The sequence below is a fragment of the Pseudoalteromonas tunicata genome (assembly GCF_002310815.1).
GTDB lineage: Bacteria > Pseudomonadota > Gammaproteobacteria > Enterobacterales > Alteromonadaceae > Pseudoalteromonas > Pseudoalteromonas tunicata.
Window position 1 is genome coordinate 816791 of record NZ_CP011032.1, and the last position, 12227, is coordinate 829017.

Consider the following 12227-nt stretch of genomic DNA (forward strand, 5'->3'; position numbering starts at 1 on the left):
TAAAGGGTGAACACGTTGAATTTATATTTTTATTTACTCAAAACTAGCAATATTGCTGGGCAGTTAATGCTCGCAATGTTGTTTGTTTTTTGTGTAAATATCAACGTGTTTGCTGAAAATGTTCATGTGCATTGGCTACCGCAAGTACTTGAAAAAGCAGATGAGCTTGATGTAAAAGATCCCTTTCTAGCTTATGAATATTTAAATGAAGTTAAACAAACACGCTTTGCTGAATTAAATGCATTTGACCAAGCAACAATATTAAATAAATTAGCCAATTACAAAGTTTTTTTGGGTGATTATGAGTTTGCCAATGAGCTTAATAAGCAAGCGCAAGCTTTGCATCCAGAAATTACTAGTGAGACAGGAATTAATATCGCTTTAATCGAAGGGAGCTTACTGGATATTTATGGAAAATCAGCAGAAGCTAAACAGGTTTATCATCGAGCGATAGAGCAAGCTAAAAAAGAAGAAAATACTCAATTACTCGCCGACGGGTATGCTGCTTTAGCAACCTCTTATGCTTATACATATCAAGATGTTGAGGCTATTCAGTATTATCAAAAAGCCTATAGTTTAGTGAATCAGCTTAATGATGAACTTCAGGTTGCTTATCTTAAAAGTAACCTAGCAACAACCTATATGAATTTGTACGATTATGATAAAGCCATTGCATTACTTAATGAGGCTATTGTTTATTTTACAGAACATAAATTACCATATGATGAAATGCGGTCGCAAATTACTTTATCGCGCTCACTGATGGCGCTGAAACAATATGATAAAGCCATAATTTGTTTTGAAAAAATTTTAGAGTTGTCGCAATACTTAGGTGAAAAACGGTTTGTTTATTTTGCTCATTTTGGTTTGGCTGAAATCAATTTTAAACAAAAGGAATATGAAGCCGCAAAGACAGAATTTAAATTAGCTGATGACTACTTTTCATTTATCCAAGACCCTTTTAGTCAGATGATGCATTTTTTATTATCCGCCAGTATTGCTAATCAAGAAAAAGATACTGTGACAGCACAAAATGCGATTCAAAAGGTTGAAAGTTTTGTCGCCAAGTTAGACCAAAAAGAAAACATTTATTTATTCATTCGCTTATCAGACCAAAAAGCAAAGCTTTTAGCCACGCTAGGTGATTATGAAGGTGCCTATAATGAAAAGGTCGCCAGTGAAGAATTGCTAACAGAGTACCATTCACAAGAGCGGGAAGATGCGCGTTCTAAGTACAAAGTGATGTTTGATACTGAGCAAACTGAATTACAAAATAAATTATTACAGCAGAGCAGTTTAATCGATCAGCTCGCGCTTGAAAAAGCAAAACAAACTGAGCAAATGCAAAAGCTAGTTAATAGCTTATTTGCCGCGATTTTAATTTTGCTAAGCGTATTTGTTTATCGTCAAGTTAAGGTCAGTAAACGACTTAATCGATTAGCTAATACGGATTCGCTGACTCAATTGGCTAATCGTCGCTATACATTTCATTTTGCAAAAATAGTCTTTAAAGAAGCTCAAATTGAGCAAAAGCCACTTAGTATTATTATTTTTGATATCGACCACTTTAAACGTATTAATGATAATTATGGCCATCCTTTTGGTGATGAAGTATTGATGGCGGTTGCTGATAAAGCTCAAGCTGGACTACGCGAACCAGACTTACTCGGTCGGATTGGTGGTGAAGAGTTTATGGTGGTTTTAAAAAATACCCCAATAAATCAAGCTGTAGAAATTGCAGAGCGAATGAGAGAATTAATAGCTCAACTGAGTTTTGCAGCGGCACAGCAGCAAGTTAAGGTCACTGCAAGCTTTGGTGTCGCACAGTTTAATGTGGATGTTGATGATTTTGGTAGCTTATTTCAACACGCCGATGAGGCCTTATATCGCGCTAAAAATGCTGGACGCAACCAAGTGGTGTGTAACAAAGATTGATCATCAGTAATATGTACTTAAGTACGTTTACTGGCAAAAATTAAAAACAAAAATTAGGTAGCTTGAATGAGCGATTTAGAAGCTCTGTCGTTACAGGGTATAGAACAATTATCAATGGGGCGTTTTACCGAAGACGCTTATTTGAATTACTCCATGTATGTCATCATGGATCGTGCCTTGCCACATATTGGCGATGGTTTGAAACCAGTTCAGCGTCGTATTATTTATGCGATGAGTGAGCTTGGCTTGTCTTCGGCTGCGAAATACAAAAAATCAGCCAGAACGGTGGGTGATGTGCTTGGTAAGTATCATCCTCATGGTGATAGCGCGTGTTATGAAGCTATGGTCTTGATGGCTCAGCCATTTTCTTATCGTTACCCTTTGGTAGATGGTCAAGGAAACTGGGGTGCCGCTGATGATCCAAAATCATTTGCTGCCATGCGTTATACCGAAGCGCGGCTGTCAAAGTTTGCAGAAGTATTACTGCAAGAGTTAGGTCAAGGTACCTGTGATTGGACACCTAATTTTGATGGCACTATGGATGAGCCTTTAGTGCTACCAGCCCGATTGCCACATATATTACTCAATGGTATTACGGGTATTGCGGTTGGTATGGCAACAGATATTCCACCTCACAATGTGCGTGAAGTAGCCAGTGCCTGCTCGCTATTATTAGATAACCCTAAAGCTGAATTAGAAGAGTTGCTTGAGCATGTACAAGCACCTGATTATCCTACTGAAGCTGAAATTATTACGCCACGTTCTGAAATTCAAAAAATTTATCAAACCGGTAAAGGTTCGATAAAAATGCGCGCTATTTACACCGAAGAGCAGGGCGACATTGTGATTACGGCGTTACCGCACCAGTGTTCGGGCGGTAAAGTACTTGAGCAAATCGCGGCGCAAATGCAAGCTAAAAAATTGCCTATGGTTGCAGATTTAAGGGATGAGTCTGATCATGAAAATCCAACGCGGATTGTGATTATTCCACGCTCAAATCGCATTAAAGTTGAGCCTTTAATGGCTCATCTATTTGCCACCACAGATTTAGAAAAAAGCTACCGCGTAAATTTAAATATGCTTGGCCTAAATGGCCGCCCACAAGTCAAAGATTTAAAAACAATTCTATCTGAATGGTTGATTTTTCGCCGCGAAACCGTGCGTCGTCGTTTGCAATATCGCTTGGATAAAATTTTAGCGCGTTTGCATATTTTAGAAGGCTTGTTAGCTGCCTTTTTAAATATTGACGAAGTGATTGAAATAATTCGTAGTGAAGACAAACCTAAGCCTGTGCTGATGGAACGCTTTGGTATTACGGATATTCAAGCTGAAGCGATTTTAGAATTAAAACTTCGTCATTTGGCTAAATTAGAAGAGTTCAAGATTCGTGGCGAGCAAGATGAGTTAAGCCAAGAGCGCGACAAGCTCGAACTCACCTTAGGCTCTGAACGCCGTATGTCGACTTTAATAAAAAAAGAAATTCAAGAAGCAGCTGAGTTGTATGGCGATGATCGTCGTTCACCTGTGATTGAACGTGCAGAAGCTAAAGCGCTAAGTGAAAAAGATTTAATCCCAAGTGAAGCTGTTACGGTCGTTTTATCAGAAAAAGGCTGGGCGCGTTGTGCTAAAGGTCATGATATCGATGCCGCAGCGCTCAGTTATCGTGCTGGTGATGAATTTAAAGCGCTGGCCAAGGGCCGAAGCAATCAGCCTGTGGTCTTTCTAGATTCAAGTGGTCGAGCATTTTGTACTGATGCTCACAGCTTACCAACCGCCAGAAGCCAAGGTGAACCAATGACCGGGCGCTTTAACATGTCGACCGGTGTCAATTTTGAACATGTAGTAATGGGCGAACTTGATGCGATGTTTTTAATGGCGTCTGATGCGGGCTATGGCTTTGTTGCGAGTTTTGCTGATTTAGTCAGTAAAAACAAAAATGGGAAAGCCTTGGTGAGTTTATCAACTGGGGCACAATTAATCAGTCCGATCAAAGTTAATGACATCACCACCGACAATTGTTTGGCTATTTCAAATGAAGGTCGGATGTTAATGTTCCCACTTCGAGATTTGCCAAAACTTGGTAAAGGGAAGGGTAATAAAATTATTTCAATTCCATCGGCCCGAGCAAAAACTCGTGAAGAGTTTGTTTCTGTTATTGCCGTGGTACCAAAAGAAAGTGCGGTCACGTTACATGCAGGCAAGCGTAAGTTAACCTTAAAGGCTGCTGATTTAGAACATTATTTAGGTGAGCGTGGTCGACGTGGTAATAAATTACCTCGTGGTTTACAGCGCGTTGATGCCATAGAAATCGATAATGTTGAGCATTTAGGTATAGATCTACAAGATGATAGCAGTGAATTTCAACTAGATTAAATAATTGAAATTATTAAAAACGCTCCTGATGGAGCGTTTTTTTATGGGTGATATTATTGGCGTACAGTTGTGCGCTAAATAGGATTTATCACATATTAGTATTATAATGCTGCCAATTTTAAGAGAGGAGTTAACTTTTGCTCGCAATTATTCGGTTATTATTTATTGCATTGTTTATATTATTCAGTGGCTTATTCGGTTTGCTGATGTGTATTTTTATTCCTTTTCACCCCAATCACGTGCACCGAGTGGCTTCTTGGTATGGCAGTGTTGCGACTATTTTAGGCGTTAAGATTGAAATAAGTGTCGCACCTGAAGTCAAAGATGGGCCCTATGTCTTTGTTGCCAATCATCAAAATAGTTATGATATTTTTACCATCACAAAAGCAGTGCCAGCACGCACTGTAAGTATTGGTAAAAAAAGCTTAAAGTGGATCCCATTTTTTGGTCAATTATATTGGTTAACTGGTAATATTTTAATTGATCGCTCTAATCGTTCTAAAGCGGTTGGTACGATTTCAAAAGCGGCCGAAAAAATTAAACGTAAAGGTTTGTCAGTTTGGATGTTTCCGGAAGGGACGCGTAGTTACGGTCGTGGATTATTGCCATTTAAAGTAGGCGCTTTTCATACTGCATTACAAGCCGATGTGCCAGTTGTTCCAGTGTGCATGAGCACTACCCACGATAAAATAAAGCTAAACCGTTGGCATAACGGTACGATTTATATTGAATTGTTAGCGCCAATAAAATTATCGGCAAAAGACAGCATTCGAGAGCAAGCACAAAATGTCCATGCTATTATGCAAGACAAGATTAAACAGTTAGATGCGAAAGTCGCAGATCAAGAGAGTAAATAATGGAAAACTGGCGCGAAATTAGTGAAGATATTGTTGAATCATTATTAGAAGATGGTTCAAATCCTGAAGTTTTATATGAAGTTGAGCATCACTTTGTTAGTGAAGATTTTAAACAGTTAGAAGCTGCTGCACTTGCTGCGTTTAAACTTGGTTATGATGTTGAAGATCCTGCAGAGCTTGAGCTAGAAGAGGGCGGCAAGATTTGGGGATTTGATGTAGTTGTTGAGTCTGAACTTGACGTTGAAGCTATTATGGAAGACGTTGATAAACTTGCGGCCTTAGCACAAGAGCACCATGTTGAATACGATGGCTGGGGCACTTACTTTCAAGAGTAACATTCAGCCTAACAGCCTAACAAATGTTAGGCTGTATCTTAGCTTCTATCCCCCTACAACTGTTCAAAAAGCAGTACTAAATTCGTAATTTAAATTAGGATTTAACCAAATCCACAACTTAAGTTCGCATTCTCGGTTAATTAAGTGTAAGTTTTCACCTTCTGATGTAATTAATGCCGTTTATGTTAAAAGTTATCACTATTGCTGAATTAAAACCTGGCATGTATGTCACACGGATTTTAAAGCAAAAATCAAATATCAAAATAAAAACGGGGATTGTGCGTAGTCAATCACTGATTGATACTTTAGCCCTACATGGGATAAAAAAACTTGAGATTGATTTAAAACAAAGTGAAACCGCGCAAGCGCAACAGCAAGTAAAACCTATTGTTACCCCATTAATAGCACCAGAGCCAGTTGAAAAAACTGACCCACAACCTGAACCAACCCCTAAACAAAAAAAACCAGCCGTGATTGCGAGCGATGAAACTTCGCTTGAAGAAGAGTTTCAGCAAGCCTCTGCGGCATACGATGCTGGGCTGCGTAAAATAACCACATTACAATGTGATTTAATGATGGGCCAAAGTGTCAACATTGCAGTACTTGATGAAGTTGGGCAAACCATTCTAGAGTCAGTATTTCGTAATGAAAGTGCGATGGCGGTACTGACGAGGTTGCGTGATAAAAATACATATGCCTTTCGTCACTCCATCAATACCGCGATTTTAGTAACCATGTTTGGTAAATTTTTGGGATACAATAAAAATCGTATTATAGAACTCACCATGGGTGCGTTGTTCCATGATTTAGGTCAGTCGAAAGTACCTCAAGGTATATTATCAAAAGCAGATAAACTGACCGAACTTGAGCGTAAAGCGGTGCAAAAGCATGTTGCTCATAGCTTTAGTTTGGCCAAGCAATACCCAAAAATTACACCTTTGATGATAGATGTGATTATTAATCATCATGAGCGTTTAGACGGTAGTGGTTATCCCCGAGGCTTAAAAGGAGATAAGCTGAGTACTGCAGCAAAAATTATTGCGATAGTTGATGTCTATGATGCACTCACTGCCGATAGGCATTTTAAAAGTGGCATAGAGCCGATAGCCGCATTGCGCTATTTAATGAGTAAACCTGAGTTATTTGATTCGGTATTAGTGCAAAAGTTTATTCGTTGTGTCGGTGTCCATCCCGTTGGTTCTATCGTGAAGTTGACTGGGGAAAAGCTAGCTTTGGTGCTTGAAGGTAACCGCGCTGCGCCTCTTAAGCCTAAAATTCAAATATTTTATAATGCAAAACATCAGCATTATATTACCCGCAAAAAACTGTGTTTGGTTGAACATGGTCAAACGATAAAAATTATTTCAGGTGTACAACCACAAGATCATCAAATTAATTTAAGCCGTTTACTTAAAGAGCAGTTGAGCGTTTAATCCTCGGTGAGCGAAGCCATTTCTGTAGTGGTATTGTTGAAATTACATAGCTAGTTAATAGCATTAGTAGCCAAACGAATGTGCCAAAAAAGCCATCAAAGACAAAGTTGCAAATTAATTGTGCCATCACGGCTGCAACAATGGCGGCAAACCAATACTGTGTCAAACGCTCGTCTGCGTAAGCGTGCTTACTATCTGCATAACGGTTACTAATTTTTAAAGCATAAATAGCAATCAAGCTACAAATAGAAGCAAAAGAGAGTAATAGCATTTTGCACGTTCCTTTTGTGGGCAATGAAACTAGCATATCAAAAACGTAGGCATTGTAAATGATATTTATTATCATTTAAGTAATTCGTTTGTTTTGTCTGATTTTTCATCACGCGTAATCATCAACGTTGCCAACTGATAAAAAAATCCAATATTTAATTTAAGTTACAATTTATTTGCTGAGTTATTACTCTAAAAAGGCTAGAGTAATGAGCTGATAAGTAAGTGAATATTTGCTTAAAAATAATACACTTGATGAACAATCAAGTTGCGCCGTGCAGAACAAACATTACCGAAAGTTAACTTTTGGCAATGACAATAATAGAGAACCACATGAACTTAAAAAAAACACTCTTGGCAACAAGTTTAACGCTACTTTCGCAGCAATCATTTGCTGCTGCATTTCAATTAGCAGAAAGCAGTGCGTCAGGTTTAGGGCGTGCATTTGCCGGTGAAGCGGCGATTGCCGAAAACGCATCGGTTGTTGCAAGAAATCCAGCTTTAATGACGCAATTTAAAGAGATGCAACTGAGTGTTGTTGCTACCTATGTTAAACCCGATGTGAGCTTAAATGGCCAAAGTGCACCACGTGATGTCAACGCTAATGTATTAGATGACGATAGCATTGCACCAAGCGCGGTGATCCCAGCGGTTTATTTTACTATGCCAATTAATGAGCAATTTGCGGTGGGTTTTGGCGCATTTTCGAATTTTGGTTTAGCTACCGAGTTTAACGATGATTATGCCGCAGGTCAGCTTGCTGGTGATACTGAAATCACAACCGTTAATTTTAACGCCAGCCTTGCTTATAAAGTAACGGACGCATTATCGGTAGCAGCAGGCATTAATTATATTTATGCCGATGCAGCAATTAAGCGCCATTTTGGCACATCACTTTACCCAATTCCTGCGCAAACTGAAGCTGTTGATCTTGAAGGGGATGATACCGGTTTTGGTTTTAATTTAGGCGTTGCATATGAAGTAAAAGACGGTCATCGTTATGGTTTACATTATCGCAGTGAAACCGATATTACCTTTGATGGTACCTATTCAAACCAATTACCAGCTGCTTTAGGTGGCTTAGCGGGTAAGGTTTTACCAGGCTCTGTAGCCATTACTTTACCGGCAGTTGTTGAGTTTTCGGGTTCTCATCAGCTTAATGCTGAATATGGTTTACATTACTCTGTGATGTGGACAGGCTGGGGCAGCTTTGACAAGTTAGAAGCTTATGTTGAAGGCAAAGATGGCCCGGTATTTAGCAAAAGCGAGCAGTTCCAAGACGCATTTCGCATCGCATTAGGAGGCGATTATCAATATAACGATACGTTAAAGCTTCGTGCCGGTATTGCTTATGATGAAAGTCCAGCAGAGCAAGCGCATCTGTCGATTTCAATTCCAGATACTAACCGATTATGGTTAAGCGCGGGTGCAAATTATGCTATTGATGCACATTCATCGGTTGATGTGGGCATAAGTATCTTACGCGGTAAAACGCAGCACTTTGTTGAAACCGATAACCTTGGTCAAGCGTGGGGCTTTGAGTCTAAAGGTCATGCGTATTTAGTGGGTGCACAGTACAATTATCAGTTCTAATATTTAAATCTGGAGGCTGATAAGCCTCTGGAATTTAACACATTAAAAAAGCCACGCTAATTTTTGTTAGCGTGGCTTTTTAGTGTTAGGTATTGATTGAGATTATAAGCTTTCGATTTTCGCTTTTTGCTCAAGTAATTTAGCGCAAGCATCAGAATACTCGGCTAATTTTTCGTGCTCTTTTGCAAGTACTGCTTCAGGTGCATTATTAACAAATTTTTCGTTTGCCAGTTTGTTTTGCACTTGTGCTAAGCCTTTTTCAGCTTTTTCAAGCTGCTTGGCAATACGAGTAAGCTCTGCGGCCACATCAATTAAGCCTGCCATAGGAATTAAAATTTCCAATTGACCTACTAATGCTGTTGCACTTGCTGGTGCTTCATCGGCATCAGTTAATTGTGTGACAGATTCTAACTTCGCAAGCGAAGCTAAGAATGCTTGGTTTTCGCTTAAGCGGCGCGCATCATCGGCACTAGTATTTTTAAGTAATACATTTAGTGGAGTATTTGGGCTGATGTCCATTTCACCACGAATGTTACGAATGGCTAAGATGAATTGTTTTACCCATTCTAAATCGGCCATAGCCAGTTGGTCTACTTTGCTTTCGTCAAATGCAGGGAATGCCTGAAGCATAATGGTATCAGCATTGATGCCAGCAAGTGGTGCAACGCGTTGCCAAATGGTTTCTGTGATATAAGGCATAAGCGGGTGCATCAAGCGCAATAAACCTTCAAGCACGGTAACAAGTACATGGCGGGTACCACGTTGCTCATTTTCAGTGCCTTTGAATAAAATTGGCTTAGTTAGTTCTAAATACCAATCACAGAATTGATTCCAAGTGAATTCGTACACAGTGCTGGCTGCTAAATCAAAACGGTAATTATCTAAATGTTCAGTAAAGATTTTTGTCGTGGTTTGAAATTGGCCTAAAATCCAGCGATCAGCTAATGAATATTCCATTGTGCCACCATTAAAACCACAGTCTTTTTCTTCTGTGTTCATTAATACGTAGCGGCTTGCATTCCAAAGCTTATTACAGAAATTGCGATAACCATCAAGACGGTTCATATCCCAGTTGATATCACGACCCGTTGACGCCATAGCTGCAAGAGTAAAGCGCAGTGCATCCGTACCGTGCGCTTCGATACCATCGGTGAATGTTTTACGGGTATTTTGTTCAATCTTTTTCGCCAGTTGTGGTTGCATCATGTTACCACAGCGCTTTTCAACTAGGCTTTCAAGGTCGATACCATCAATCATATCAATAGGATCAAGTACGTTACCCTTTGATTTCGACATCTTATCGCCATTTTCATCGCGAATTAGACCTGTGACATAAACTGTTTTAAATGGCACTTGTGGTTTGCCGTTTTCATCTTTGATGAAATGTAACGTCATCATGATCATACGGGCAACCCAGAAGAAAATGATGTCAAAACCTGTCACTAATACATCCGAAGGGTGGAATGTTTTTAAGTCATCAGTATTGGCAGGCCAACCTTGCGTTGAGAACGTCCAAAGTGCAGATGAGAACCAAGTATCAAGTACGTCTTCATCTTGGGTTAGCACAGTATCGGCTGCAATGTTGTTATCACGACGCACTTCGGCTTCATCGCGACCAACAAATACATTACCTTGTGCATCATACCAAGCTGGAATACGGTGGCCCCACCAAAGCTGGCGCGAAATACACCAATCTTGAATATCGTTCATCCAAGAGTTGTACATGTTTTCGTATTGAGCTGGCACAAATTTAATGTCGCCATTCGCTACAGCTTGTTTTGCTGGCTCAGCCAATGGTGCAACACGGACATACCATTGATCAGTCAGTAATGGCTCAATGACAACGCCAGAGCGGTCGCCATATGGCACAGTTAAGCTGTGATCTTCAATTTTTTCGAGTAAACCCAACGCTTCAAACTCGCCAACAATGGCTGCGCGCGCATCGTAACGGTCTAAACCATGAAAACGCTCAGGAATTGGCGCATCAATTTCAATTGCTTTGCCTGTTGAATCGTAGCCTTCACCTGCGCTTAGTACTGCTGCATCTTTATTAAAGATGTTGATCATGTTGAGCTGATGACGTTTACCGACTTCATTGTCGTTAAAATCATGGGCAGGGGTGATTTTTACGCAACCTGTGCCTTTTTCCATGTCGGCATGGTCATCGGCAACAATTTGAATACGACGATTAACTAACGGTAAAACAACGTCTTTACCGATTAAATCAATGTAACGCTCATCTTCAGGGTTAACCGCAATACCGGTATCACCTAACATTGTTTCAGGGCGAGTTGTTGCCACAACAATGTAGTTTTTACCATCTTTAGTGGTTAAGCCATCAGCCAGTGGATAGCGTAAGTGCCACATGTGGCCTTGTTTATCTTTGTTTTCAACTTCTAAATCTGAAATCGCCGTATGAAGCTTTGGATCCCAGTTTACTAAGCGCTTACCACGATAGATTAGATCTTCTTTGTGTAAACGAACGAATACTTCTTTAACGGCTTCTGATAAACCTTCGTCCATGGTAAAACGCTCGCGGTCCCAATCAACGGATGCACCTAAGCGACGAAGTTGTTTGGTGATAGTGCCACCAGATTCATTTTTCCACTGCCAAATTTTATCGATAAACGCATCACGGCCTAAATCGTGGCGTGTTTTGTTTTCTTCTGCTGCAAGTTTACGCTCAACCACCATTTGTGTAGCGATACCTGCGTGGTCAGTACCTACTTGCCATAAGGTATTGTTTCCTTGCATACGTTTGAAGCGAGTTAAGGTATCCATAATGGTATCTTGAAACGCATGGCCCATGTGCAGGCTACCCGTCACATTTGGTGGCGGGATCATAATTGAGTAAGCTTGACCTTTACCCGATGGCTTAAAGTAGCCTTTTTCTTCCCAGTCTTGGTATAAAGACTGCTCTATATCTTGCGGATTATAGGTTTTATCCATTGCACAGAACCTTTTTATAAATGCTTAATGTTCAATATCAATTGTTGAAATGTTGGCACCAAGTTGGCGTAATTGCTTATAACGCTCACGAGCAGCTTGTTTTTGCTCTTCTTGAAATGGCACAAAATCATACACTTGATTAAATCGTCGAATAAAATCTGGCACATGTAACGCCAAATTAATCAGTATTTTTCGGTTGCCAACCGGCGTTGAATCACCAATTTCGACAGGGGCACCATTATGAGGCCCTTCGCCCTGTAAATTGTGTGGCACAAAGCTGTTTGCTTCAAATTGCCACAGGTATTCATCGATTAGGTGAGCGTCGGTTTTATTTTCAGTATAAATAAAAACCCGCTGACCTTGGCGATAACAATCGGCTGCAATTTTAGCAGCCAGATCAAAATGAGCCGCAATAGGACTATCCGGCTCATTTTCTTGTTTTTGAACGTAAAAAATAGCGTTCATCATTGCCTCAAAGCAAA

Annotated in this window: 9 protein-coding genes; 6 read left to right on the forward strand and 3 right to left on the reverse strand. The window is 40.0% G+C overall.

Annotation, left to right across the window (positions count from 1 at the left end; genetic code table 11):
* The first annotated feature begins 15 nt into the window (after window positions 1-15).
* From PTUN_RS03845 to PTUN_RS03865, 5 genes are all read left to right on the forward strand, one after another.
* On the forward strand, window positions 16-1935 hold the full coding sequence (locus PTUN_RS03845; RefSeq protein WP_009838383.1) for a tetratricopeptide repeat-containing diguanylate cyclase: 1920 nt from the start codon (window positions 16-18) through the stop codon (window positions 1933-1935).
* A gap of 66 nt (window positions 1936-2001) precedes the next feature.
* The gene (parC, locus tag PTUN_RS03850) at window positions 2002-4308 is read left to right on the forward strand and encodes a DNA topoisomerase IV subunit A (RefSeq protein WP_009838384.1); all 2307 of its coding nucleotides are present in this window, start codon (window positions 2002-2004) and stop codon (window positions 4306-4308) included.
* Between the two features lie 137 nt (window positions 4309-4445).
* Window positions 4446-5165 carry a 1-acylglycerol-3-phosphate O-acyltransferase gene (locus PTUN_RS03855; RefSeq protein ID WP_009838385.1) on the forward strand — a complete coding sequence of 240 codons (720 nt, stop codon included), beginning with the start codon at window positions 4446-4448 and terminating at the stop codon, window positions 5163-5165.
* Window positions 5165-5500: a ribonuclease E inhibitor RraB gene (gene rraB / locus PTUN_RS03860; protein WP_009838386.1), complete on the forward strand. Its 336-nt coding sequence runs from the start codon at window positions 5165-5167 to the stop codon at window positions 5498-5500. The genes PTUN_RS03855 and rraB overlap by 1 nt, the downstream gene beginning before the upstream one ends.
* Before the next feature lie 182 nt (window positions 5501-5682).
* A complete protein-coding gene (locus PTUN_RS03865) occupies window positions 5683-6933 on the forward strand; it encodes an HD-GYP domain-containing protein (RefSeq protein WP_040643824.1) in 1251 nt (416 codons plus the stop codon).
* Here PTUN_RS03865 and PTUN_RS03870 read toward each other — a convergent pair.
* Window positions 6911-7204 (reverse strand): hypothetical protein, encoded by a 294-nt coding sequence (locus tag PTUN_RS03870; protein ID WP_009838388.1) that lies wholly within the window; start codon window positions 7202-7204, stop codon window positions 6911-6913. The two genes, PTUN_RS03865 and PTUN_RS03870, sit on opposite strands and share 23 nt — an antisense overlap.
* A gap of 332 nt (window positions 7205-7536) precedes the next feature.
* On the opposite strand from PTUN_RS03870, the gene PTUN_RS03875 reads away from it, so the two are divergent.
* Complete coding sequence (locus PTUN_RS03875) at window positions 7537-8796, forward strand: outer membrane protein transport protein (protein WP_009838389.1); 1260 nt, start codon at window positions 7537-7539, stop codon at window positions 8794-8796.
* 102 nt (window positions 8797-8898) lie between these two features.
* Here PTUN_RS03875 and PTUN_RS03880 read toward each other — a convergent pair whose 3' ends face one another.
* On the reverse strand, window positions 8899-11745 hold the full coding sequence (locus PTUN_RS03880; protein ID WP_009838390.1) for a valine--tRNA ligase: 2847 nt from the start codon (window positions 11743-11745) through the stop codon (window positions 8899-8901).
* Window positions 11746-11769: 24 nt separating this feature from the next.
* The gene (locus PTUN_RS03885) at window positions 11770-12210 is read right to left on the reverse strand and encodes a DNA polymerase III subunit chi (RefSeq protein ID WP_009838391.1); all 441 of its coding nucleotides are present in this window, start codon (window positions 12208-12210) and stop codon (window positions 11770-11772) included.
* Between the last annotated feature and the right edge of the window lie 17 nt (window positions 12211-12227).

What these genes read in the sequence shown, in the direction of transcription:
- PTUN_RS03865 (WP_040643824.1), top strand. Translation starts at nt 5,683, where the DNA reads ATGTTAAAAGTTATCACTATTGCTGAATTAAAACCTGGCATGTATGTC.
- PTUN_RS03875 (WP_009838389.1), top strand. Translation starts at nt 7,537, where the DNA reads ATGAACTTAAAAAAAACACTCTTGGCAACAAGTTTAACGCTACTTTCG.
- PTUN_RS03885 (WP_009838391.1), bottom strand. Translation starts at nt 12,210, where the DNA reads ATGAACGCTATTTTTTACGTTCAAAAACAAGAAAATGAGCCGGATAGT.
- PTUN_RS03880 (WP_009838390.1), bottom strand. Translation starts at nt 11,745, where the DNA reads ATGGATAAAACCTATAATCCGCAAGATATAGAGCAGTCTTTATACCAA.
- PTUN_RS03870 (WP_009838388.1), bottom strand. Translation starts at nt 7,204, where the DNA reads ATGCTATTACTCTCTTTTGCTTCTATTTGTAGCTTGATTGCTATTTAT.
- parC (WP_009838384.1), top strand. Translation starts at nt 2,002, where the DNA reads ATGAGCGATTTAGAAGCTCTGTCGTTACAGGGTATAGAACAATTATCA.
- rraB (WP_009838386.1), top strand. Translation starts at nt 5,165, where the DNA reads ATGGAAAACTGGCGCGAAATTAGTGAAGATATTGTTGAATCATTATTA.